This is a genomic window from Micromonospora sp. NPDC005163, assembly GCF_053599835.1.
The window spans coordinates 1-23,014 of record NZ_JBSFYP010000023.1; the positions used below are offsets into that span (position 1 = coordinate 1).

General features: G+C 70.8%; 20 protein-coding genes and 1 pseudogene. 12 read left to right on the forward strand and 9 right to left on the reverse strand.

The window, feature by feature from the left end; genetic code table 11:
* Positions 1-914: 914 nt before the first annotated feature.
* Positions 915-1,970: an IS110 family transposase gene (locus tag ACWD6N_RS17490; RefSeq protein WP_450004983.1), complete on the reverse strand. Its 1,056-nt coding sequence runs from the start codon at positions 1,968-1,970 to the stop codon at positions 915-917.
* A 931-nt stretch (positions 1,971-2,901) separates the two neighbouring features.
* A complete protein-coding gene (locus ACWD6N_RS17495) occupies positions 2,902-3,303 on the reverse strand; it encodes a hypothetical protein (protein ID WP_354963651.1) in 402 nt (133 codons plus the stop codon).
* Between the two features lie 266 nt (positions 3,304-3,569).
* Between ACWD6N_RS17495 and ACWD6N_RS17500 the strand changes: the two genes are divergently transcribed.
* The gene (locus tag ACWD6N_RS17500) at positions 3,570-4,136 is read left to right on the forward strand and encodes an HD domain-containing protein (RefSeq protein WP_354963650.1); all 567 of its coding nucleotides are present in this window, start codon (positions 3,570-3,572) and stop codon (positions 4,134-4,136) included.
* On the opposite strand, the gene ACWD6N_RS17505 is transcribed toward ACWD6N_RS17500, so the two are convergent.
* Complete coding sequence (locus ACWD6N_RS17505; protein WP_450004984.1) at positions 4,124-4,405, reverse strand: NUDIX hydrolase; 282 nt, start codon at positions 4,403-4,405, stop codon at positions 4,124-4,126. The genes ACWD6N_RS17500 and ACWD6N_RS17505 overlap by 13 nt on opposite strands.
* On the opposite strand from ACWD6N_RS17505, the gene ACWD6N_RS17510 reads away from it, so the two are divergent.
* The gene (locus ACWD6N_RS17510) at positions 4,383-4,928 is read left to right on the forward strand and encodes a tyrosine-type recombinase/integrase (protein ID WP_354963649.1); all 546 of its coding nucleotides are present in this window, start codon (positions 4,383-4,385) and stop codon (positions 4,926-4,928) included. The genes ACWD6N_RS17505 and ACWD6N_RS17510 overlap by 23 nt on opposite strands.
* 57 nt (positions 4,929-4,985) lie before the next feature.
* Here ACWD6N_RS17510 and ACWD6N_RS17515 read toward each other — a convergent pair whose 3' ends face one another.
* The 3 genes from ACWD6N_RS17515 to ACWD6N_RS17525 form a co-directional block, all read right to left on the reverse strand.
* Complete coding sequence (locus tag ACWD6N_RS17515) at positions 4,986-5,240, reverse strand: Smr/MutS family protein (protein WP_007465523.1); 255 nt, start codon at positions 5,238-5,240, stop codon at positions 4,986-4,988.
* Between the two features lie 121 nt (positions 5,241-5,361).
* Positions 5,362-5,730, reverse strand: coding sequence for a tetratricopeptide repeat protein (locus ACWD6N_RS17520; RefSeq protein ID WP_089018862.1), 369 nt, complete (start codon positions 5,728-5,730; stop codon positions 5,362-5,364).
* Between the two features lie 100 nt (positions 5,731-5,830).
* Positions 5,831-6,601 (reverse strand): ROK family protein, encoded by a 771-nt coding sequence (locus ACWD6N_RS17525; protein ID WP_354963648.1) that lies wholly within the window; start codon positions 6,599-6,601, stop codon positions 5,831-5,833.
* A 62-nt stretch (positions 6,602-6,663) separates the two neighbouring features.
* Here ACWD6N_RS17525 and ACWD6N_RS17530 point away from each other — a divergent pair, with 62 nt between their 5' ends.
* From ACWD6N_RS17530 to ACWD6N_RS17540, 3 genes and pseudogenes are all read left to right on the forward strand, one after another.
* A complete protein-coding gene (locus ACWD6N_RS17530) occupies positions 6,664-8,301 on the forward strand; it encodes an ABC-F family ATP-binding cassette domain-containing protein (RefSeq protein WP_354963647.1) in 1,638 nt (545 codons plus the stop codon).
* A 38-nt stretch (positions 8,302-8,339) separates the two neighbouring features.
* Positions 8,340-8,585, forward strand: a pseudogene (locus ACWD6N_RS17535) (hypothetical protein); the annotation flags it as partial.
* Positions 8,586-9,050: 465 nt separating this feature from the next.
* A complete protein-coding gene (locus ACWD6N_RS17540) occupies positions 9,051-9,776 on the forward strand; it encodes a methyltransferase domain-containing protein (RefSeq protein WP_354963646.1) in 726 nt (241 codons plus the stop codon).
* On the opposite strand, the gene ACWD6N_RS17545 is transcribed toward ACWD6N_RS17540, so the two are convergent.
* On the reverse strand, positions 9,773-10,822 hold the full coding sequence (locus ACWD6N_RS17545; RefSeq protein ID WP_354963645.1) for a LacI family DNA-binding transcriptional regulator: 1,050 nt from the start codon (positions 10,820-10,822) through the stop codon (positions 9,773-9,775). The two genes, ACWD6N_RS17540 and ACWD6N_RS17545, sit on opposite strands and share 4 nt — an antisense overlap.
* A 146-nt stretch (positions 10,823-10,968) precedes the next feature.
* On the opposite strand from ACWD6N_RS17545, the gene arfA reads away from it, so the two are divergent.
* From arfA to ACWD6N_RS17570, 5 genes are read left to right on the forward strand one after another with little or no spacing between them, the layout of a single operon-like run.
* Positions 10,969-12,483 carry an arabinosylfuranosidase ArfA gene (gene arfA, locus ACWD6N_RS17550; RefSeq protein ID WP_354963644.1) on the forward strand — a complete coding sequence of 505 codons (1,515 nt, stop codon included), beginning with the start codon at positions 10,969-10,971 and terminating at the stop codon, positions 12,481-12,483.
* Between the two features lie 59 nt (positions 12,484-12,542).
* Entirely contained in the window at positions 12,543-13,874 is a 1,332-nt protein-coding gene (locus ACWD6N_RS17555) for an ABC transporter substrate-binding protein (protein WP_450004985.1), read from the forward strand.
* Between the two features lie 6 nt (positions 13,875-13,880).
* Positions 13,881-14,846 carry a carbohydrate ABC transporter permease gene (locus tag ACWD6N_RS17560; RefSeq protein WP_354963642.1) on the forward strand — a complete coding sequence of 322 codons (966 nt, stop codon included), beginning with the start codon at positions 13,881-13,883 and terminating at the stop codon, positions 14,844-14,846.
* A gap of 10 nt (positions 14,847-14,856) precedes the next feature.
* Positions 14,857-15,711, forward strand: a complete 855-nt coding sequence (locus ACWD6N_RS17565; protein ID WP_354963641.1) for a carbohydrate ABC transporter permease — start codon at positions 14,857-14,859, stop codon at positions 15,709-15,711.
* The gene (locus tag ACWD6N_RS17570) at positions 15,708-16,733 is read left to right on the forward strand and encodes a glycoside hydrolase family 43 protein (RefSeq protein ID WP_354963640.1); all 1,026 of its coding nucleotides are present in this window, start codon (positions 15,708-15,710) and stop codon (positions 16,731-16,733) included. Before ACWD6N_RS17565 ends, ACWD6N_RS17570 begins: the two co-directional genes overlap by 4 nt.
* 57 nt (positions 16,734-16,790) lie before the next feature.
* Here ACWD6N_RS17570 and ACWD6N_RS17575 read toward each other — a convergent pair whose 3' ends face one another.
* A complete protein-coding gene (locus ACWD6N_RS17575; RefSeq protein ID WP_354963673.1) occupies positions 16,791-17,219 on the reverse strand; it encodes an amino acid permease in 429 nt (142 codons plus the stop codon).
* Positions 17,220-17,595: 376 nt separating this feature from the next.
* On the opposite strand from ACWD6N_RS17575, the gene ACWD6N_RS17580 reads away from it, so the two are divergent.
* Together ACWD6N_RS17580 and ACWD6N_RS17585 are read left to right on the forward strand one after the other, a co-directional pair.
* Entirely contained in the window at positions 17,596-19,257 is a 1,662-nt protein-coding gene (locus ACWD6N_RS17580; RefSeq protein ID WP_354963639.1) for a glycoside hydrolase family 10 protein, read from the forward strand.
* Between the two features lie 187 nt (positions 19,258-19,444).
* Complete coding sequence (locus tag ACWD6N_RS17585) at positions 19,445-19,981, forward strand: phospholipase (RefSeq protein WP_354963638.1); 537 nt, start codon at positions 19,445-19,447, stop codon at positions 19,979-19,981.
* Positions 19,982-20,089: 108 nt separating this feature from the next.
* On the opposite strand, the gene ACWD6N_RS17590 is transcribed toward ACWD6N_RS17585, so the two are convergent.
* On the reverse strand, positions 20,090-22,930 hold the full coding sequence (locus ACWD6N_RS17590; RefSeq protein ID WP_387324487.1) for an ATP-binding protein: 2,841 nt from the start codon (positions 22,928-22,930) through the stop codon (positions 20,090-20,092).
* Positions 22,931-23,014 lie beyond the last annotated feature (84 nt).

Consider the following 23,014-nt stretch of genomic DNA (forward strand, 5'->3'; position numbering starts at 1 on the left):
GACGCTTGACCGGATCGAACCGGTCCTTCCGTTGAACGGGCTGAGAGCAACGACGAGCGCATGGGGAAGCTGCGGCCAGTTGTCGTACATGGACGTCAGGACCCCGCACCCACTCCCACCTGGCGCCATCACCTGGTTGACGATCACGTTCGACGTGCTCGTGCCCTGCCCAGCGCCAATGCCGGTCCTCTTCACCCTCACCTACACACAGGCAGGTGACACCGCCATCTCTGACCTGGGCGGTTTCCCCGATTTAGGCAACGTTCCCTACACCCGATGCACCGCCAGTCCTGGCTAACTCGGCCGCTGTCGGGACGGCCGGATTCGGGCCGATGACCCCTTGACCCCCAGGCAACCAGCACTGCCACCTGAGCTGCTATTCCATGGCCCTTGACCTAGGGGTGCGGTCCGCCATCGTCCGAGCTTGTCCACTGACGTCCGCACCGATCGTCACTCGGTTAGTCACCCAGGGTCGCCCGCCTCGCCCACCCGCACAACATCCCCACGGGTCGCCCGCCATACGTGCGGGGGCAACGCCTTGTTGAGCTACAAGCGCTCGCTGAGTAGCAGTTGCCCGCCGCCGACCAGCATCGCCGCGCCCGCCAATATCATCAACACCCCAAAGAGCCTGTCGAACACAATGAAGAAAGCGCGGCGTCGAGCCAGTCGGTCATCCGTCCACCGGAAGGGACTAAGCGGACGCACAATCTGCATCGATAGATCTATATGCTTTGTCGCGATGCCGCGATAGTCAGTCGCGAGGGCCGCTCCAATCACGATGAAGAGCACTCCCAACAAAAGCCCGAGCAAAACCCGCCACATTACGATGCCTCCGCCGAACGGCTCCCGGGCGGCCCCGCCGACACAGCGAGACTAGACGACATCCTCAAGCCATCCCGATGCTCCTATGGAGGTCAAGGGGCGAGGGCAGCGAAGTCGGCGAGCAGGGCGGTGTAGACGTCGCGGACGATGTAGCGCTTGAGGCAGCGGAGGATCTCCTGCTTGCTGAGGCCTTCGGTGATGCGGCGGTGGACGTAGGCGCGGGTGCGCTGGTCGTAGCGCATGCGGCAGAGCGCGATGGTGTGTAGGGCGTGGTTGGCGCCGCGGTCGCCTCCTCGATGCAGGCGGTGGCGGCGCACCCTTCCTGAGCTGGCGGGGATGGGTGCTGCGCCGCAGAGGTGGGCGAGGGCGGCTTCGGAGTGCAGCCGGTCGGGGTTGTCCCCGGCGGTGGTGAGCAGCTGCGCGGCGACGTCGGGGCCGACGCCGAACAGGGCTGTGGTGCGGGGTGCCGCCTTCGCGACGATGGGTGTCACCTGTCGGTCGAGGAGGGTGATCTCGTCGGTGAGGGCGGTGACCCGGCGTCCGAGTCCGACCAGGGCTGCGGCGGTGGCGTGCTCCGGTTCTTGGAGTGTGGCCGGGTCGTAGATCAGTGCAGCGCACCGGCTGACCAGCGTGGCGGCGCTGGTCCTGGTCAGGTGGGCTCGCAGAGGTTCGGGGGCGGCGGCGACCAGGCCGCGCATCTGGTTCAGGGCGGCCGTGCGGGCTTTGACCGCTCCTCGGCGGGCGACCCGCAGGGCGCGGATGGCCTCGACCGGCCCGGTGCGGGTCTTCGGCGTGCCCATCGCGGTGCCTGCAAGGGTTGCCCGGGCGGCGGCGATGGCGTCGATCGGATCTGACTTGCCGTGATTGCGGCGGGCACGGCGGTCGGGCCGGTCCACCTCCACGACGGCGATCTTCTTGCTGGTCAGGTAGCGGGCCAGGCCAGCGCCGTAGCTGCCGGTGCCCTCGACTCCCACGGCAGTTACCCGGCCGAAGGAGCGCATCCAGGCCAGCAGGTCTGCGTAGCCGGCGGTGGTTGCGGGGAACTCGGCGTCGGCCAGGAGGCCGCCCGTGCTGTCGATGACGGCGGCGTGGTGCGTGTCCCGATGGGTGTCAACACCACCGATAACAGATCGTCTCTTGGCTGCCATGCTGGTGAGGTCCGCCTTTCTCGTCTGCGTCGAGAATCCTGTGGACACGTCACCGGTCAGGCGATGCGGACAACACAGTGGTGGGCGCCTCTCGCACAGGCTCCTATCAGGTCACGACGCCTGACCGGTGACATGCAGGTCGCGGGGCCACCGAGCTGGCCGACGAATCGGGATGAGGACAGCAACCGTCGGTCTGCCGGTGAGTCAGACCAACCCAGCGACCCACCCCACCATCCTCACTGTCTGCCGCCGACCCGCCCTCCTGGGAAGCGGGCCGCCGCCCGGTCCGCCACGTCAAGACGGCCTTGACGCAAGTTCGGGCGCTGGCGGGCCGGGTGGTGGTTTGCTCGGCTCGCCCGGGTCGACGGCTGGCGGGATGGCCCTGCGCAACCACCCACGGACCGCGACCCGCCGACGGACCCCCGGCCATCTCCGAGTCGTTGCGCCCCCGCCGGAGGCGCGATAACCGCGACCAACCCGCCGCCCCGACCCGCCGCGCGGACCCGGCGTGCCCTTCCCTGCGCCGCGCCGATCGGGCGCGGCCCGGCCGGCTGCCGGCCCACGAACCTCAACGACCCTCGGCGCTACCGTCAGCGGCGGCCCCTGGGCTTCCCGCTCTCCGCGCCAGCCGACGGGCGATGGCGTGGCTGGCCCCGACCGGCTAAGGGAGGGGTCAGACGCGCGCCCAGGCGGCGGCGCGTGCGGCCCGTCTCGGGCCGCCTTGAAGACGTACAGAAAGTTTGCACAACATCGCCGGCGGTCGGCCTGTCGTGTCACGGCCGATGCTTGGCATTCGCGTCCCACCAGACGCTTGACATGATCCTCAGGACGATCCCGGAGACCCTTACGGTCCGCGGCAGGGCCGGCTCATCGCAGCACGAGCGCGACGCTGATCAAGCGGTGCTGACGACCAAGACGGCACTGCGCTGGCTCAGAGCCGAACCCACTCTCCGAGTCGTTCGGCTGGAGCACCTTCGATGAATGCCGTGATCGCCGCCATTGCCGTCGCCACGCTGGAGACGAAGTCACCCGAGAATGTGCAGTCGCCGCCGAACACCGGCACGTCGATGGTTCTCATCGCGGGCAGCCTTCCATCCCCACGGAGAAGGCGGCAGTCGTCTGGCGACTCAAACAGGTGCATGACCCCGTAGTCCCCTCTGAACGAGAACGTTAGGAGGGGGTAGTCCACCTCGACGCGGCGCACCTCCGTGTATCCCTCCCCGGCGCGCAGAAGGTGCTGAAGCCGGGACATGAACCCGTCGGCGTTAGACCGGGTCTCCGTGGCGGCCAGGTCGCCACTCTCGGGATCGATCGCGGTCCAGGCCACGTCCATGTGTGTCTCCATCAAGCGGGTCAGCAGTCGCACGTGGGTGTCGCACATGAGCGGATGGGTGCGTAAGCCCACCGTCACCACCGCTCGATGGTCACTGAAGGTACTCAGGATGATCGAGTAATCAAGGCGGACTTTCGTGCATGTTCTGGGACGGATTCGTCAAGCGTGTGGTGGGACTAGACGCGCCGGCAGCCCGGCCGCCCTCGCCTGGCCAGCGACTGGACACGGGATGGTGCGCGGGCTGGGTCGCTCCGTAGCCTGGCGACATGGCCGCCCTCGTCGACACCGCCCGGGAAGTTGCGCGACACCTGTTGGAGACGCCGTTGCCCCGTCGATGGAGTCACGTCCAAGCGGTCGCTGCCAAGGCGGACAGGATCAGCTCAGCGGTACCGGCCGAGGATCGAGAGGTGCTTGTAGCATCGGCGTGGTTGCACGATGTGGGCTACAGCCCTGACCTGGTCGACACCGGCTTTCACTCGCTTGATGGTGGTCGCTGGCTGCGCCGTGAGCGGTTCAACGAGCGGATTGCCGCCCTGGTGGCCCATCATTCCTGTGCGTGGCTGGAAGCTGAGGAGCGTGGGCTAGGCGAGGTTCTTGCTGCCGAGTTCCCTCGGGAGGAAACCGCGGTGACCGACGCTCTCTGCTGCTCGGACATGACGACCGGGCCGGATGGCCAGGATTTCGAGGTGTTGGAGCGGCTGGCGGAGATCCGTTCGCGGTACGGGCCGGAGCACCTGGTGACCCGCTTCATTTGCCGGGCGGAACCAGAAATGGTCGCTGCCGTGCGGCGGACTCAGCACCGTCTGGTCGGCGGCGTCCATCAGCCGATATAGGGCTCGGGACGATCCTTGTAGCCGTGGGTGATGCGCAGCAGGGTCGACGGGTGAATGTCGAGCGCGGCCAGCTCGTCGCGGGCCACCCACCGGACGTCATGTGACTCGTCGCTCGGGGTCGGTGTGCCGCTGACCGGTACGGCACTGAAGCAGAGCGAGAACTGCTGCCGTACCTCGCCGTCTGAGTACTCGATGACGTGGCCAGGATCGGAGTAGACACCAACCATCCCAGACACTTCGACGCTGATGCCGGTCTCCTCGCGGGTCACTCGGCAGATCAAACTCGTTCGCGGTTCGCTGATCTTCGCCCCGCCAAAGGGCGGCAGGTCCCGCGAGGTCCCGTTGCCGGACTCGGTGGCCGGCAGGCTGGAGCAACACACGCGAGACTGCCCGCCAATTGCGGTGACCCTGCCGTGGGAGACGCTGACCGGCGAACCGCGAACCGTAGAGCTGTACCTGACGACACCCGCCGGCCTGGCGCTGTCCCGCTCGATGTTCAACTCCGGCGTCTGGAAGCCCGCGATCCGGGCGACCGGCATCCCCGATGACCGACACAACGGGATGCACGTCCTGCGGCACACCTACGCTTCGGTCCTCCTGGACGCCGGAGAGAGCATCAAGGCTCTGTCGGCCTACCTGGGCCACGCGGACCCGGGCTTCACCCTCCGGACTTACACCCACCTACTGCCGGCCAGCGAGGATCGCACCCGCCGGGCCATCGACAAGGCACTCGGTGGAGACCAGGCCGGCGAAGGCGCTCCGCAAGCCCTTGACGGCCTGGACACGGCATGATCATGGTTCGTCGGCCTTGGCAGCGCCCTGAGACGCAGGTCAGAGGCCACGCCGTCTCTACTTCCAGCGGAAGTGCACGAAGAGTCGGCCGAAGTTCTTGGAGTCCTTCTCCACCCGGTGATAGAGCTGCTTGACGTCCTTCTGGTCGAGGAACCGCAGCACCCGCTTCTTGAGCTGGCCCGATCCCTTGCCCGGGATGATCTCCACGAGGGTGGCCTTCTTCGCCACCGCCTCGTCCATGATCCCGCGTAACGCGCGGTCGATGTCCTGGCCCTTGTTGAAGATCTCGTGCAGGTCCAGCTTGAGCTTCATGCCGCAGCCCCCGGCCGGTCAGGTCCCATGTCCGCCATCCTAGGCACGCCAGGCGGGGCGCCCGCCGGACGACGACGGGGCGGCCCCGAAGGGCCGCCCCGTGCACGTCACCGGTCCGCGTTCAGCGCGTACCGCCCAGGCGGGTCTCCACCCGCTCCAGCGCGACCCGGTAGTCGTCGTTGGCCGCGTACATCGCGGCGGCGATCCGCAGGTGCCGCAGCGCGTCCGAGTGCCGGTTCAGCCGCTCCAGCGTCCGGCCCAGCACGTGGTGCGCGTAGTGGTCGCTCGGGTCCCGGTCGACCAGCTCCCGCAGCTGCTCCTCGGCCCGGTTGAGCTGAGCCGACTGGAAGTACGCCCGGGCCAGCAGCTGCCGGACCGCCGCGTTGCCGGGTTCGGCGTCCACGATCGGCTCCAGCAGTCGGGCCGCTCCGCTCGGATCACCTGTTTCGAAGAACATGGTCGCCCGCCGGTAGTCCGCCAGAAGATCCATCTGCCCACCTCCTCGGGTCGCGCGCCGTCACTGTTCCGACGCTGGCACAACGCTGGGCGTTTGGCGACTGTTCCCCGGGTCTCTTTCCACCCTCGGCGGGTCAGGTGCGGGCGTCCCGGCGTCCGGTGGACAGCTCCCAGGCGCGGACGCCGCCGACGATCCCCGCGGTGTTCGGCACCACGACGACGTCGTCGCCCATCCGGGCCAGCTGCTCGGGCCGGATCAGCCGGGAGTTGCCCCCGCCCAGGTAGAGCCGGTCCCAACGGAACACCGGGCGGAGCCCGTCCACCACCTGCCGGATCCGCCGGGACCAGAAGGCGTCGCCGAGCCGGCGGCGCTCCGGCTCGCCCACGTACGTGTCGTAGGTGGTGCCCCACCGCACCGGCGCGTGGGACAACTCCAGGTGCGGGGCGAGCACCCCGCCGTCGAAGAGGGCGCTACCCAGCCCGGTGCCCAGGGTCAGGACCAGCTCGCATCCGGTGCCGGCGACCACCCCGGCGCCGTGCACCTCGGCGTCGTTGAGCACCAGCGCCGGCACCCCGAACGCGTCGGCCAGCGCGCCCCGCGCGTCCCAGCCGGACCACTCGGCGAGCAGGTCCGGATCGACCCGGCTGCGTGGTCCGCTGCGGGTCACGTAGTGCGGTGTGGTCACCACCACTCCGTGCCGGATCATCCCGGGCACGCCCACGGTGAGCCGGTCGGCCGCCGGCAGCCGCCCGCCCAGGTCGAGCAGGGTTCGGACGAACAGCTCAGGCGGCAGCGGGTACGGGGTCGGCACCCGCAGCGGCCGGGCCCGCATCGTGCCGGCCTCGTCGAGTACCGACGCCTTGATGCCCCCGCCACCGCAGTCGATCGCCAGTGTGGTCACCACGTCGTTGAGTCTGCCCGCTGCCGCCCGGCCGTATGCCGGCGGCCGGATAGGCTGCCGTCCTGATGAGCGCCACGATGATCGTCAAGGACCTGGCCGCCGGGCACGGCGACCGCCCGCTCTTCGCCGGATTGGACCTGGTCGTCGCCCCCGGCGACGTGGTCGGCCTGGTCGGGCCGAACGGCGCCGGCAAGTCGACGCTGCTGCGTACCCTCGCCGGGTTGCTGCCGGTGGAGGCCGGCAGCGTCCGGCTCAGCCCTCCCACCGCGACCGTCGGGCACCTGCCGCAGGAACCGGAACGGCGGCCGGGCGAGACGGTGCGCGATTTCCTGGCCCGGCGGACCGGGGTGACGGCCGCGCAGGCCGCGCTGGACGTGGCGACCGAGGCGCTGACCGCCGGGGCCGCGGGCGCCGACGACGCGTACGCCGACGCGCTGGAGCGCTGGCTGGCCCTCGGCGGCGCGGACCTGGACGAGCGCGCCGAGCAGGTCAGCGCCGACCTTGGGCTCGCGGTCGACCTGGACCATCCGACGACCGGGCTCTCCGGCGGTCAGGCCGCCCGGGCGGGGCTGGCCTCGCTGCTGCTCAGCCGCTACGACGTGTTCCTGCTCGACGAGCCGACCAACGACCTGGACCTGGCCGGGCTGGAGCGGTTGGAGGAGTTCGTCACGGGGCTGCGGGCCGGCACGGTGCTGGTCAGCCACGACCGGGAGTTCCTGACCCGCACGGTGACCCGGGTGCTGGAGCTGGACCTGCCGCAGCAGCAGGTGCACCACTACGGCGGTGGCTACGCGGCTTATCTGGAGGAGCGCGAGGTGGCGCGGCGGCACGCCCGCGCCGACTTCGAGGAGTACGCGGACGCCCGGGCTGGCCTGGAAGCGCGGGCCCGCACCCAGCGCGCCTGGATGGAGAAGGGCGTGAAGAACGCCCGCCGCAAGGCCACCGACAACGACAAGATCGGCCGCAAGTTCCGCAGCGAGGCGACCGAGAAGCAGGCGGCCAAGGCCAAGCAGACCGAGCGGCTGATCGAACGGCTCGACGTGGTCGAGGAGCCCCGCAAGGAGTGGGAGCTGCGGATGGAGATCGCCGCCGCGCCCCGCGCCGGCGCCGTCGTGGCCACGCTGCGCGGCGCGGTGGTACGCCGGGGCGGGTTCACCCTCGGCCCGATCGACCTCCAGATCGACTGGGCGGACCGGGTCGCGGTGACCGGGGCGAACGGCTCGGGCAAGTCCACCCTGCTGGCCGCGTTGCTCGGTCGGCTGCCGCTGGACGCCGGAACCGCGTCGCTCGGGCCCGGGGTGGTGGTCGGCGAGGTGGACCAGGCCCGAGGGCTGTTCCTCGGCGACGCGCCGCTGATCGACGCCTTCCAGGCGGCCGTACCGGAGATGTCGCCGGCGGACGCGCGGACCCTGCTGGCCAAGTTCGGGCTGCGCGCGGCGCACGTGCCACGGCCGGCGGCCACCCTGTCCCCCGGCGAGCGGACGCGGGCGGCGCTGGCCCTGCTCCAGGGGCGCGGGGTCAACCTGCTGGTACTCGACGAGCCCACCAACCACCTGGACCTGCCGGCCATCGAGCAGCTCGAAGCGGCCCTGGCCAGCTACCCGGGCACGCTGCTGCTGGTCACCCACGACCGGCGGATGCTGGCCGCCATCGAGACGAACCGCCGGCTGCGGGTCGACGCCGGACGGATCGCCGAGGATTGATCCGTGCCGGCGGGCCGGCGCGGGGTGAGAATGACGCCATGCTCAAGTGGGAGTACGCGCTACTGATCCGCCGTCGCCAACCGGCGGCCAACGATCTCGGCTGGGAGGTCGTCTTCGTCTGGTACGGCCCCGACGGCTCGATGGTCGATGTGACGCCCTACGGCGACACGGCGCTGGCCCACCTGAACCGGGCCGGCGACCAGGGCTGGGAGTTGGTCGCGATGAGCGAGGACCCGTCCCTGCCCGGCCACAACGAGTTGCACCGCTACCACCTCAAGCGCCCGAAGCCGGCCGCCCCGCCTCCCCGCCAGCGGATGCGTGGCGGCGGCCGGCCGGGCCGCCGCACCTTCTCGGGCTGACCGCCCGGCCCCGGGCGAACTGCCCTGCGACGCACGGTCCTCAGCCACCGGGGAACGCCCTCGGGCACCGGCGCGCGGTCCCGACGCTCCATCACGCGGCCCGACGCTGCGTCACGCGGCGCGGCGCTCCGTCACGCGGCCCCGCAGCGCGGCCGGGAAGCCTTAGCACGCGGCCCCGCGGCTCCGCCGCGACCCGGGGCTCGGCCGGCACCGGCGCGATTGAGTCTTATACCTGGGAGGCATATTTATACCTGTGAGGTATAGCGCTTTCTCGGCCATCCGCCTCGCGCCGCGACACGCCGACCGACGCTCGGGAGACCCGCCGAGCCGGTCGACGGGCGGGGCATACCGGGCGCGGATGCGGGTAACGCGCGGCGGGAGGTGGCCCGAATGGTCGCTTTGGCACAGACTCCGCCCTCGGCCGACCGGCTGCGGGCGATCGACGAGTTCCTCGCACAGGCGTGGGCGGACCAGGTCCGGCACGACGACCGGCTGCGGGGCCTGGGGGTCGAGGTGCGGTTCGACCGGGGTGTCGCCCACCTGAGCGGAGGGGTGGCCGAGCCCACCGAGCTGCGGCTCGTCCGGGACCTCGTGGGGCGGCTGGCCGGGGTCTACGGCGTGTGGTGCCGGGTCGGCGTCGGCGGGCGTGCGCCCGTGGTGGTGGACCTCGGCTGCGGACCGACCAAGCAGTGGTCGGGCAACCTGGGGCTGGACATCTTCCCGGCCCCGGGGGTGGACGCGGTGGCGGACCTCTCCGGCTCGCTGCCGCTGGCCGACAACTCGGTGGACGTCCTCTTCGCGGTGCACATCCTGGAGCACCTGATCGACTTCCTGCCGCTGGTCGACGAGTGCCACCGGGTGCTCCGCCCGGGCGGTGTGCTGCACGTGATGAGCCCCTGGTGGGGACATGTGAACGCGGTCGCGGACCCGACCCACGTCCGGCTGATGGACGTGCAGACGTTCAAGGGGATCTGCCAACTCCGGCCGCCCGGCACGCCGCGCTGGTACCCACTGCACGCCGGCTGCGACGGCGCCTCCATCTTCGCCGACCTGACCCCACTACCACCCGACGCCGACCCGGCCCCCCAACCCCACCTGGCCCGCTTCTTCAATTAACCCCCACCCCGCCCGCACACCCCGAGCTGGGCCGGGGTTAGGGGGAGGTGGGTGGATTCGCGGAGTTCCAGGCGGTAGGGGGCGGAGAGTTCGCGGGCGGGGGCCGTGCGGTCGCCGTCGAGGCGTTCGGCGAGCAGTTCGACGGCGAGCCGGGCGATCTGCGCCTTGTCCGGGGCGACGGTGGTCAGCGTGGGGATCGAGAACCGGCCGTCCTCGATGTCGTCGAAGCCGACCACCGCCACGTCCTCGGGCACCCGCAGGCCGGCCTCGTGCAGGGCGCGCAGGGCACCCAGGGCGAGCGTGTCGTTGAAACAGAAGACGGCGTCGGGGCGTACCCCGGAGGTGAGCAGGCCGCGCATGGCGGCCGCGCCGTCCGCGCGGTGCCAGGCCGGCGCGGGCGCCACCAGGGCCTCGTCGTAGTCCAGGCCGGCGGCGCGCAGTGCGTCGGCGTAGCCGGTCAGGCGCAGTCGGGCGCTGGCGCCCTCCGGGGTGCGCTGCGAACCGATGGCGGCGATCCGGCGCCGGCCGAGCCCGATCAGGTGGCTGGTGATCTCCCGCGCCGCGCCCACGTTGTCGATCACCACATGATCCGCCGGGCCGTGGTCGACGCGCTCGCCGAGCAGCACCATCGGCCTGTTGTCCAGGCCGGCCAGGTCGTCCGCGGTGAGCGCCAACGGACTGAAGATCAGCCCGTCGATCAGGTGGTCGGTGATGCCGGAGGCGACCACCCGTTCCTGCTCGCGCCCACCGCCGGTCTGGTCGATCAGCACCGTCCAGCCGAAGTCGGCGGCCGCGGTGACCACGTAGCGGGCCAGCTCGGCGAAGTACGGGATGTCCAGTTCCGGCACCGCCAGCGCGATCACGCCGGTGCGCCCCTTGCGCAGGTGGCGGGCGGAGAGGTTGGGCCGGTAGTTCAATTCGGCGATCGCCTCCTCGACCCGGGCCCGGGTGTCCGGCCGGACGTGCACGTAGCCGTTGACCACGTTGGAGACCGTCTTCACCGACACGCCTGCCCGTTCGGCCACATCCTTGAGCCTGTGTCGCACTCCGCAACCTCCCCGATGTAACACTCCGCACCCTACCCCGTCACCAGCCCTTTACAACGTTGCCTACAACGTTGTAGAAAGCAGGGAGGCCGGGTGGGCGGTGACTGCGGTCACCCGGCACCGGCAATGAGGAAAGGTGGCACCCCTTGCGGACCGCGCAGCTGACGATCGACCCAGCCTTCGCGATCGGCCCCGCCGACCGACGTCTCTTCGGCTCCTTCGTCGAGCACATGGGGCGATGCGTCTACGGCGGGGTCTACGAGCCAGGCCACCCCAGCGCCGACTCGCGCGGCCTGCGCGGCGACGTGCTGGAGCTGACCCGGGAGCTGGGCGTCTCGGTGGTCCGCTACCCGGGCGGCAACTTCGTCTCCGGCTACCGCTGGGAGGACGGGGTGGGCCCCGTCGGCGACCGGCCGCGCCGGCTCGACCTGGCCTGGAAGACGATCGAGACGAACGCGTTCGGGCTGGACGAGTTCATGACCTGGGCCGCCGAGGCCGGTGTCGAGCCGATGATGGCGGTGAACCTCGGCACCCGCGGCGTGCAGGAGGCGCTGGACCTGCTGGAGTACGCCAACCACCCGGGCGGCACGCAGCTCTCCGACCTGCGACGCAAGCACGGCGCGGAGGACCCGTACGGGGTGCGACTGTGGTGCCTGGGCAACGAGATGGACGGCCCGTGGCAGGTCGGCCACAAGACCGCCGACGAGTACGGCCGGCTGGCCGCCGAGGCCGCCAGGGCGATGAAGATGGTCGACCCGTCGATCAGCCTGATCGCCTGCGGCAGCTCCAACCGGCGGATGCCCACGTTCGCTTCCTGGGAGGCGACCGTGCTGGAGCACACCTACGAGCACGTCGACTACATCTCGGCGCACACCTACTACGACCCGTCCGACGGCGACCAGGCGAGCATCCTGGCCTCGGCCGTCGACATGGACAACTTCATCACCGAGGTGGTCGCGACCGCCGACCACGTGGCCGCCAAGCAGCGGCACAAGCGCAAGCTGAAGATCTCGTTCGACGAGTGGAACGTCTGGTACGAGTCCCGCCTCCAGGCCGACCTGGACAGGCGCGGCTGGGTCGAGGCCCCGGCGCTGATCGAGGACAACTTCACCGCGGTCGACGCGGTGGTCGTCGGCGACCTGCTGATCACCCTGCTCCGGCACGCCGACCGGGTCGGGGTGGCCGCCCAGGCCCAGCTCGCCAATGTGATCGCGCCGATCCGCACCCGCAACGGCGGCCCGGCCTGGCGGCAGAGCATCTTCCACCCGTTCGCGCTGACCGCCCGGTACGCCCGCGGCACCGTGCTGCGGACCGAGCCGGTGTCGCCGCGCTACGACACGAAGAAGTACGGGGACGTGCCGGTGCTCGACACCGTCGCCGTGCACGACGAGGAGACCGGCGAGCTGAGCGTCTTCGCGGTCAACCGCGGCGAGGAGGACCTGCCGTTGGAGATCGACCTGCGTGGCCTGCCGGGAATGTCCGGTCTGTCATTCGTCAGTCTCGCCGCCGGGTCTGACCCGTCGGCGATCAACACCGAGGCCGAGCCCGACCGGGTGACGCCCCGGGAACTGCCCACCCCCACCCCCGACGGCGGCCGGTGCACTGTGCGCCTGCCCGCCGTGTCCTGGAGCGTGCTGCGCTTCGGCCCGGCCGGCGCCTGATGTCGTACCGGGTTTGACCAGGCACAATTCATTCCGTCCCCCTCAAGGAGAGAACCAGCATGATCCAGAACGACATGAGTCGGCGTCGCCTGCTCGGCCTCGGTCTCGGACTCGGTGCCGCTGCCTCGCTGACCCTCGCCGGCTGCGGCGGCGACGGTGACAGCAGCTCCGGTCCGGCCGCCGGCAACGGCGGCAAGGAGTACACCGGCCCCAAGGTCGACCTGAAGCTGTGGAACGGCTTCACCGGCGGCGACGGCGACATCTTCAAGGCGCTGGTGAACCAGTTCAACACCGAGCACAAGAACATCGCCGTGTCGGTGGCCACGTACCAGTGGGAGGACTACTACAACAAGCTCCCCGGCGCGGCCTCCAGCGGCAACGGCCCGGACATCGCGGTCATGCACATGGACCAGCTCGCCACCTTCGCCGCCCGTGGCGTGATCACCGAGCTGGACGACGTGGCCAAGAACCTGGAGCTCGCCGAGGGCGACTTCGCCCCCACGGTGTGGAAGGGCGGGCTCTACAACAACAAGCGGTACGGCATCCCGCTGGACATGCACCCGCTGGGCTTCTACTACAACAAGACCGTCATGCAGAAGGCCGGCCTGGACCCGAACAAGCCGCCGACGACCAAGGACGAGTACGTCGCAGCGCTGGCCGAGCTGAAGAAGGCCGGCGTGCAGGGCTTCTGGGTCAGCCCGTTCCAGTTCACCGGCGGCATGACCTTCTACTCGCTGCTCAACCAGTGGGGCGCCACGCTCTTCGACGCCGACGTGGCCAAGGCCACCTTCAACTCCGACCCGGCCGTCGAGGCCTGCACCTGGCTGGTCGACATGATCAGGCAGGGCTACTCGCCAGCCAACGTCGGCCAGGACGCCGACTACCTGGCGTTCAAGAGCGGCAAGAACGCCTTCACCTGGAACGGCATCTGGCAGATCAACGATCTGAAGAAGAGCCCGGAGGTGCAGTGGGGTGTCGCCCCGCTGCCCCAGATCGGCAGCAAGCCTGCGGCCTGGGCCAACTCGCACAACTTCACGATCGTGAAGCAGCGGGCCAACGACGCCAACAAGGTCTCCGGCTCGAAGGTCTTCATCAACTGGCTGAGCGAGCACTCGCTGGACTGGGCGAAGGGCGGCCAGGTGCCGGCCCGTAAGGCGGTCCGCGAGGGCGCCGAGTTCAAGGCGCTGCCGGAGATCTCGTCGCTCGCCCCCGAGCTGGAGTACGCGGCCTTCCCGCCGGCGGCCCCGAGCCTGGGCGAGGTCATGACGACCTTCTACAACTCGTTCAACGAGGCCGCGCTGGGCAAGAAGTCGCCCAAGCAGGCGCTGGACGACGGGGTCGCGAAGGCCAACAGGCAGCTCGAGGACAACCGCAAGAAGTACGGGAGCTGATAGCTCGTGGCGGACGTGATCGAGGTCGGGGCGGCGCGCGGTGACGCGCCGCCCCCGGCGGCCAACGCAGCCCGCCGGGGCGCCTCGGCGGGCCGGACCGGACGGGCGACGCCATATCTGTTCCTCGCCCCCTACCTGGTCCTGTTCGGGGTCTTCGGCCTGCTGCCGATCGTCCTCGGCCTCTGGCTCAGCGTGCACCAGTGGGACTTCCAGCTGCCCAACCGGCCGTTCATCGGGTTGGACAACTACAAGGACCTGTTCTCCAGCGATTCCGCCATCTACGGCGACTGGTGGGAGAGCGTCCGGGCCACCGCGATCTTCACGGTGCTGTCGGTGCCGCTGCTGGTGGTCGTACCGCTCGGGCTGGCGCTGCTGCTGAACCGTTCCTTCCCGGGTCGGACCTTCTTCCGGGCGATCTACTTCGCGCCGTACGTGCTGGGTGTGGCGGTGGTCGGCCTGCTCTGGCGGTTCCTGCTCGATGCCAACCTGGGCCTGGTCAACCGGCTCGCCGGCGCCGTCGGGCTGCCCGCGGACACCCCCTGGGTTACCAACATGCCGTGGGCGTGGATCTCGCTGGTTGGTGTCACGGTCTGGTGGACCTCCGGCTTCAACGCGGTGATCTACCTGGCCGGTCTGCAGGACATCTCGCCGGAGCTGTACGAGGCTGCCCGAATGGACGGCGCCAGCGCCTGGCAGCGGTTCCGCAACGTCACCCTGCCCGGGTTGCGCCCGGTGCTGCTCTTCGTGATCACCACGACCGTGCTCGCCTCGGCGAACATGTTCGGCCAGTCGTTCCTGATCACCCAGGGGGCGCCCGGCACGGAGACCCGGACGGTGGTCTGGTTCATCGTCGAGGAGGGCCTGCGGGACAACGACGCCGGCCGCGCGGCCGCGATGAGCATCGTGTTCGCCCTGATGCTGGCGGTCGTGAGCATCGCCAACTTCCGCCTCTTCCGCTACAAGGAAGACTGAGGGGACCGCCATGACGACGCCCACGCGGACCAGCCGCGGTTCCGCGGCCGCGAGCCGGATCGTGCTCTACGCCACCCTCGTGGCGCTGGCCCTGATCTTCCTGACCCCGCTGGTGTGGATGGTCATCACCTCTCTGAAGACCTACACCGCCGCCCAGCAGATCCCGCCGAGCTGGCTACCGAATCCGCTCGCCGGCTACGGCTACGAGCAGATCTTGAACAACACGGCCAACCCGGTCCTGCGCTGGTTCCTCAACAGCATGCTGGTCGCCACGCTGCACTCGCTGCTGGTGCTGGTGACCGCCTCGATGGCCGCGTACTCGCTGGCACGGCTGCGGTTCCGGGGGCGCGGGGTGACCTTCGCGCTGATCGTCGGGACGCTGTTCATCCCGCCGACGTCGCTGCTCATCCCGAACTTCCTGATCGTCGACCAGCTCAACTGGATCGACACCCTCGCCGTGGTGGTGGTGCCGGGCGCGGCCAGCGCGTTCGGGGTGTTCTTCCTGCGGCAGTTCTTCCTCTCGCTCCCCAACGAGCTGGAGGAGGCCGCCACGCTGGACGGCGCCAACCAGTGGCAGATCTTCTTCCGGGTGGTGCTGCCGTTGTCCAAGCCGGCGCTGGCCACCCTGGCCGTCCTGTCGTTCCTCACCAACTGGAACGACTTCCTCTGGCCGATCTTCGTGCTGTTCAGCCCGGAGAAGCTCACCCTGCCGCCGGGCCTGGGCCTGCTCCAGGGGTCGTACGTCACCGACTATCCGGTGATCATGGCGGGTGCGGTGCTGGCCAGCCTGCCGGTGCTGATCCTCTTCGTGCTGGCCCAGCGGCACATCATCCAGGGCGTCTCCCGCAGCGGTCTGAAGGGATGACCCGGGCAACCACCCGGCGACGCGGCGCGGCGGCGATCACCCTCGCCGCCGCGCTGCTCGTCACGGGCTGTTCCGACGGCGACGAATCCATCGACAACAGCAACGGAGGCGGCTCCAGGATGTTCACCAACCCCGTCATCAGCACGGACGCTCCGGACCCGCAGGCGATCCAGGTGGGCGACACCTGGTACCTGTTCCACACCAACTCCGGAGGCCGCAACGTCCCGGTGCTGACCTCCACGGACCTGGTCGACTGGACCGAAGCCGGGGACGCCCTGCCGGCCCTGCCGGACTGGGCGGACGCCGGCAAGACCTGGGCGCCGGAGGCGATCCAGCTGGCACCGGAGAAGTTCCTGCTCTACTACACCGTCGCCGGTCGGGAGTCCGGGCGGCAGTGCGTCGGGCGGGCGGTGGCCAGCGCGCCGCAGGGCCCGTACCGGGACGACTCGGCCGGCCCGCTGATCTGCCAGGCGGAGCTGGGCGGAGCGATCGACGCCAGCCCGTTCCGGGACACCGACGGCAGCCTCTGGCTGCTGTGGAAGAACGACGGCAACGCGATCGGGGTGGACACCTGGTTGTGGTCGCAGCGCCTCGCCGAGGACGGCCTGACGCTGGTCGGTGAGCCGACGAAGCTGCTCAAGCAGACCGAGCCGTGGGAGGGCACCCTGATCGAGGGGCCGTTCTTCCAGCGCCAGGACGGTCGGCTGCTGCTCTTCTTCGCCGCGAACGCCTACGACCGGGCCGAGTACGCCGAGGGCTACGCAATCTGCGAGAGCCCGACCGGTCCGTGCGTGAAGGCCGCCGAGAACCCGATCCTGAAGACCAGCGAAGCCGCCTCCGGCCCCGGGCACGCCTCGATGGTGGTCAAGGACGGTCGGACCTGGCTGCTGTACCACGCCTGGCCGCCTGGCCAGGAGGGCAGCGTCGACCCCGGCCGCCAGACCTGGCTGGACGAGGTGACCTGGGTCGACGGCAAGCCGGTCCTCAAGGGCCCGACGGGCGAACCCCAGCCCCGTCCCTGACACGTACGCGAGGAGGGGCCCCTCGCGATCGCGAGGGGCCCCTGCGCACGTTCGGGCTCAGCTGTCGGCGGCCGGCTCGCGGGGGGCCGGGGCGACGGCGGGCTCGTGCCGGGCCAGCCGGTTGCGGCGGTAGCCGTAGCCGAAGTAGATCAGCCCGCCGAGCAGCATCCAGGCCAGGAACCGCAGCCAGGTCTCCACCGACAGGTTGAGCATCAGGTAGAAGCAGGCCAGCGCGGAGACGATCGGCAGCACCGGGGAGAACGGCACCCGGAACGGCCGTTCCAGGTCCGGACGCTTGCGGCGCAGGATCGGCACCGCGACCGAGACCAGCACGAACGCGCACAGCGCGCCGATGCTGACCAGGTCGGCCAGGGCGGAGAGCGGCAGGAAGCCGGCCAGCAGCGCGACCGTGACCGTCATGATCGCCGAGATCCGGTACGGGGTGCCCCAGCGCGGGTGCACCGCCGCGATCGACGGCGGGACCAGCCCCGGTGCCGATCACGATGCCGATGCCGAAGCCGGTGAGGTCGACCGCGCCGAGCCGCCTCTTCAACCCAGGCCGGCCGTCGTGCTCACTCCTCCCACCGTGCGACCACCACCGTGGCGGCCGGTGACCGGCGTTGCTACCCACCCACGGGAGCTGTCAACCGCGGCAACCATCCTTCACACCGAGTGCGACCTCCGCCACGATGAGCAACGGCGCGGAACGACCCGATGCCCGGCGGGCGAATCGAGCGCGTGCGAACCCTTGCGATAACGACCCGAGTGTGAAAATTTCCTTCCAGCGGCAGATAGCCAGCGGCGAATCTTGCCGGGAGTGCCGCGCTGAACACCCGGGAGCCCCAACGAAGGGACACACCGCATGAAGGCAACTCGGCTCGGAGCCGCCGGGCTGGTCGCAGCCCTGCTCGGCACGCTCGTCACCGCCACCCCCGCGAGCGCCGCGCCCGCCGCGGCCGGCACCGCCACCACCGCCGCCTGCAGCACCGACCCGGCCACCCCGAAGCGGCAGTTCCGGGCGATGTGGATCTCGTCGGTCGTCAACATCGACTGGCCCAGCAAGGCATCTCAGACCGACCCGGACCGGGTCGCCGCCCAGCAGGCCGAGTATCGCGGCCTGCTCGACCTCGCCGAGCGGCTGAACCACAACGCGGTCGTGGTGCAGGTCCGCCCGACCGCCGACGCGCTGTGGCCCTCCCCGTACGAGCCCTGGTCGGAGTACCTGACCGGCGTACGCGGGCAGGACCCGGGCTGGGACCCGCTGGCGTTCCTGGTCGACGAGGCGCACAAGCGCAACCTGGAGTTCCACGCCTGGTTCAACCCGTACCGCGTCTCCATGCCGGCCCCCGGTGGCGCCGGCGCGGACATCAATCTGCTCGCCCCCGGCCACCCGGCCCGGCAGCACCCGGACTGGACCTTCGCCTACCCGCCGGCCGGCGTGGCCGGCAGCCGGCTCTACTACAACCCCGGCATCCCCGAGGTCCGCGAGTTCGTGCAGACCGCGATGATGGACGCGGTCAGCCGGTACGACATCGACGGCGTGCACTTCGACGACTACTTCTACCCCTACCCCAGCGGTACCCACCAGGTGCCGGACGACGCCACCTTCGCGGCGTACAACCGGGGCTTCACCGACCGGGCCGACTGGCGGCGGGACAACATCAACCTGCTGATCCAGGAGATGAACGGCAAGATCAAGGCGGTGAAGCCGTGGGTGAAGTTCGGAGTCAGCCCGTTCGGCATCTGGCGCAACAAGGCCGCCGACCCGCTCGGCTCGGACACCACCGGCAGCCAGTCGTACGACATCATCTCCGCCGACACCCGTAAGTGGGTCAAGCAGGAGTGGATCGACTACGTGGTGCCGCAGCTCTACTGGTACATCGGCCAGTACCCGGCGGCCGACTACGCCCGGCTGGTGCCGTGGTGGGCCGAGACGGTGCGCGGGACCCGCGTCCAGCTCTACATCGGCCAGGCCGACTACAAGAGCGGCGACGCGGCGTACGGGCCGTTCTGGCAGAACCCGCAGGAACTGTCCGACCACCTGACGCTCAACCAGGCGTACCCGGAGGTGCAGGGCAACGTGCACTTCTCCGCCGTACAGGTGCGGGCCAACCGGCTCGGCGCCACCGACATCTACGCCGCCGAGCACTACTCCCGCCCGGCGCTGGTGCCGGCCATGCCGCACCTGCCGTCCAAGCCGCTGCTCTTCCCGGTGGTCACCAAGGCCACCCGGAACGCCGACGGAGTGCGGCTGACCTGGCGTCAGCCCGCCGACGGCGCCGGGCCGTTCGGCACTGCCACCTCGTACGCGATCTACCGGTTCGACGGCACCACGCTGCCCGGTCGGTGCGGCATCGCGGACGCATCGCACCTGGTCGACACCGTCCGCGCCACGGCCGGTGGGGCGCAGTCCTGGGTGGACACGTCGGCCGAGCCCGGCCGGCGGTACACCTACCAGGTGACCGCGCTGGACCGGTCGGCCAACGAGAGCCCGGCGAGCCCGCCGGCCTTCGTTCTGCGCTGACCGTACGGCCCTCGCCGAGTGCCCCGGGTGCCATCGAGCACCCGGGGCATTCGTCTGTTTCAACGTATGTCACCAATAGTTCGCGAGACACATACCGATGAGTTGATCAGTTGATCGACACTGATCGACATCCGGTAACCCGCCGGTAACTTACCGCCCCGCCCGCTCACCCCCGCGGAGGTAACCCGTGTCCCGACGTCTCGCCACCCTGCTCGCCTCGGGCGCGCTCGCGCTGCTCGCCACCCTCGCCGTCGCCTCCCCCGCCGCCGCCGTCACCCCCGCACAGCGACTCTCGGTGCTCTCCAGCTGGACCCAGACCAGCGCGAGCAGCTACAACTCCTGGAACAACGCCCGGGTCAACCGGGCACCCTGGGCCGAGTACAACTTCAACTGGTCCACCGACTACTGCTCGTCGAGCCCCGACAACCCGCTCGGGTTCACCTTCAACCTGGGCTGCTACCGACACGACTTCGGCTACCGCAACTACAAGTCGGTCGGTCAGTTCTCCGCCAACAAGTCCCGGCTGGACAGCGCCTTCTACGAGGACCTCAAGCGGGTCTGCGCCACGTACAACGCGGTCGTCCGGCCCGCCTGCTACAGCCTGGCCTGGACCTACTACCAGGCGGTCAGCATCTTCGGTTCGGTGGCGGCCGTGCAGCAGGCCGACATCGACCGTGCCGCCCGGATGAAGGCCGACGCCGAGCGCCGCGCCGCCGCCCGCTAAACCCACCCACCCCACCCCGCCTCCTGGCCGCGTTGATCAAGAGGTTTCGGTCATCGGAAGCCCGCTTCCTGACGCAAACCTCTTGATCAACAACGCTGGAGGGTGGGGTCAGGCGCGTTCGGTCCGCGTGGCCGGGTACCGGTCGGGTTCGGCGGGACGACGCGGCGCCGGCTGGGACAGCCCGGTGCTGAACCGGGTCGAATCCGCCGCCAGGTCCGGATGCTCCACGTCGAGCGCCAGCGCCGCCGCCTCGTCCAACCCCAGCTCGGCGCCCTCTCCGTACGCGTCGTCGAAGGCCGCGTCACCCAGCACCCCACGCAGCTCCGCCTGCTGGTCGTCCCAGTAGCCGCCGTAGATGCCCGGCGTGGACCGCATGCTGGCCCGCGTCGCCTGCGCCGCCCCGAACAGCCGAGCGGCGGTCAACTGGTCCCCGCCGGCCGCGCAGCGCACCGCGATCGCGTTCAGCGTCTCGCACGCCAGGCCGTGGTAGCCGTGGCCCATCCGGGAGCGCAGCGCCACCAGCAGGTGCTCGTGCGCCGCGATCACGTCGCCCCGGGCCAGCGCGACCATACCGAGCAGCATGTCGACCGAGCGCCGGCCCCGCTCCACCGGCCGGGCCGCCTCCACCGGACGGACCGCACCCAGCAGATCCGCCGCCTCCTCCAGCGCGCCCCTCCGCCACAGCAGCTCGGCCAGGCTGAACACCGCGAACAACGCCTCGCCGACCACGTCCTGACCGTGCGCCCAGTCGATGACCTCCCGGCACACCCGCTCCGCCTCGACGCACTGTCCCATGTCGACCAGCGGCGCGGCCCGCCCGGCGAGCACCCGGGCCAGCAGACCGGCGTCACCGGCCTGCCGGGCGGCCGCCTCCGCCCGCTGGGAGAAGCGCAGCTCCTCGGCGAACTCGCCGTCCCCGCCGGCGTGCAGCGAGTGCATGTGGTACGCCGCCGCCAGCTCGGCCTCCGGGATCTGCTCTCCGGTCTCGGCGATCCGCCCGTACAGCCGGAACAGCCAGAGCCGCCCCTCCCGGGCCAGCCCACGCTCACGCCACCACTGGTCCAGGCCGCCGGCCAGGCGGAGGCCGGCGCGCGCGCTGCCGCCGGTGGTGCACCAGCGCAACGCGGCCCGAAGCTCCCCGGCCAGCGGGTCGAGGGCGTAGAGCGACAGCGTCACCGGCCGACCGTCCGGGCCCAGGTGTGCCCGCTCCAGCGCGTGCGCCGACCAGGCCACGTGCCGGTCCCGGGCGGCCTGCTCCTCGCCCGCCTCGGCCAGCCGCCGCGCGGCGTACGCCCGGATCGGGTCGAGCATCCGGTACGTGCTGCCGGCGGCACGCGGCTCGGCCAGCACCATCGACTTGTCCACCAGCACCGAGAGCGGATCCAACGGGTCGTCGCCCAGCAGCCACTCCACCGTCGCCAGGTCCACCGGCCCGGCGAAGACCGCCAGCCAGCGCAGCAGCCGGGCGGCCCGCGGCCCCAACGTGCGGTACGACCAGGTGACGGTGGCCTGCATGGTCAGGTGCCGCTTGGTGGCCGAGCGCTGCACCGCCCTGCTCGCCGGGGTGGGCGGCGACGCGCCGGCCGCCGCGGCCACCAGGTCCACGGTGTCCTGCTGGTTCCCCGACCATCCCCGCTCCACCGGCGGCGGCTCCGGGTCCTCCCGGCCGGCGTCCAGCGTGCCGAGCACGTCGTCCAGCCGCTCGGCGAGCTGACCGACGGAGAGCACCCGCAACCGGGCGGCGGCCAGCTCGATGGCCAGCGGCAGACCGTCCAGCCGCTGCACCACCCGGCCCAGATCGGCCGACTCGGCCGGATCCGGCTGCCGCCCACCGCGTGCGGCCGCCGTACGGTCCAGCAACAGCGCCACCGCGTCGCTCTCCGCGCCCTCCGCGCTCGGATCGACCGAGAGCGGCGGGATCCGCCAGACCACTTCGCCGGGCAGGCTGAACGACTCGCGGCTGGTGGCCAGCACCCGCACACCGCCCCCGCCGGAGAGCAGGCGGGAAATGACTTCCGCGCAGGCGGCCGGCTGCGTGTCGCAGGTGTCCAGCACGACCAGCATCCGACGGCCGGCCGCGTACTCGACAAGGGTGTCCAGTATCGGCCGGCCCGGCTCGGGTCGCAGCCCGAGCACCGCGGCGATGGCGAACGCCACCAACCCCGGGTCGGTCACCACGGCGACGTCGACGAACCAGACCCCGTCCGGGTACGCCTCGACCACCCCGCTGGCCAGCTCCACGGCGAGCCGGGTCTTGCCCGCCCCACCCGCGCCCAGCACGGTGACCAGCCGGTGCTCCTCGACCAGCCGGCCCAGCTCGGCCCGCTCGGCCTGCCGGCCGACGAACGAGGTCACCTGGGTCGGCAGGTTGTGCGCCACCGCGTCGGCCGTGCGGGGCCGGGGGAACTGCCGTTCCAGCCCGGGCGCGACCAGCTGGAACAGTCGTTCCCGGTCGTCGAAGCCACGCAGCCGGTGCAGGCCCAGGTCGAGCAGGGTGGCACCGGGTGGCAGCGGTTCCGCCCGGCGGGCGGTGGACGCCGAACAGAGCACCTGCCCGCCGTGCGCGGCGGCGGCCACCCGGGCCGCCCGGTGCACCTCGGGGCTGGCGTACTCCCCGTCGCGCGGCTCGGCGTAACCGGTGTGCAGGCCCATCCGCACCCGCGGCGCCGCTTCCTCCGTGGGCCAGTCGTGGCTGGCCAGCGCGCGCTGGGCGGTCAGGCAGGCGGTCAACGCCGCCGCGGCGTCGTCGAAGGCCAGGAAGAACGAGTCGCCCTCGGTCAGCAGCTCGGCGCCACCGGTGCTGGCCAGCGTCCGGCGTAGCAGCCGTCGGTGTTCGGCGAGCACCGGGCGGTAGTCCGGGCCGAGCAGCTGGGCCAGCCGGGTCGAGCCCTCGATGTCGGTGAACACGAAGGTCACCCAACCGCTCGGGAGCTGGATCCGTGGCGACATGCGTGGAACCTCCGCCCGTGACGTCGGGTTCATGCTGCCTGAGTCCGAGCGGTCACACATCGTGAGAACGGCCGGGCACGTGCC

Excerpts from the sequence above, each read along its gene's own strand:
- ACWD6N_RS17490 (WP_450004983.1), bottom strand. The coding sequence starts at position 1,970 with ATGGCAGCCAAGAGACGATCTGTTATCGGTGGTGTTGACACCCATCGG.
- ACWD6N_RS17495 (WP_354963651.1), bottom strand. The coding sequence starts at position 3,303 with ATGGACGTGGCCTGGACCGCGATCGATCCCGAGAGTGGCGACCTGGCC.
- ACWD6N_RS17500 (WP_354963650.1), top strand. The coding sequence starts at position 3,570 with ATGGCCGCCCTCGTCGACACCGCCCGGGAAGTTGCGCGACACCTGTTG.
- ACWD6N_RS17510 (WP_354963649.1), top strand. The coding sequence starts at position 4,383 with ATGCCGGTCTCCTCGCGGGTCACTCGGCAGATCAAACTCGTTCGCGGT.
- ACWD6N_RS17515 (WP_007465523.1), bottom strand. The coding sequence starts at position 5,240 with ATGAAGCTCAAGCTGGACCTGCACGAGATCTTCAACAAGGGCCAGGAC.
- ACWD6N_RS17520 (WP_089018862.1), bottom strand. The coding sequence starts at position 5,730 with ATGGATCTTCTGGCGGACTACCGGCGGGCGACCATGTTCTTCGAAACA.
- ACWD6N_RS17530 (WP_354963647.1), top strand. The coding sequence starts at position 6,664 with ATGAGCGCCACGATGATCGTCAAGGACCTGGCCGCCGGGCACGGCGAC.
- ACWD6N_RS17540 (WP_354963646.1), top strand. The coding sequence starts at position 9,051 with ATGGTCGCTTTGGCACAGACTCCGCCCTCGGCCGACCGGCTGCGGGCG.
- ACWD6N_RS17555 (WP_450004985.1), top strand. The coding sequence starts at position 12,543 with ATGATCCAGAACGACATGAGTCGGCGTCGCCTGCTCGGCCTCGGTCTC.
- ACWD6N_RS17565 (WP_354963641.1), top strand. The coding sequence starts at position 14,857 with ATGACGACGCCCACGCGGACCAGCCGCGGTTCCGCGGCCGCGAGCCGG.
- ACWD6N_RS17570 (WP_354963640.1), top strand. The coding sequence starts at position 15,708 with ATGACCCGGGCAACCACCCGGCGACGCGGCGCGGCGGCGATCACCCTC.
- ACWD6N_RS17580 (WP_354963639.1), top strand. The coding sequence starts at position 17,596 with ATGAAGGCAACTCGGCTCGGAGCCGCCGGGCTGGTCGCAGCCCTGCTC.
- ACWD6N_RS17590 (WP_387324487.1), bottom strand. The coding sequence starts at position 22,930 with ATGTCGCCACGGATCCAGCTCCCGAGCGGTTGGGTGACCTTCGTGTTC.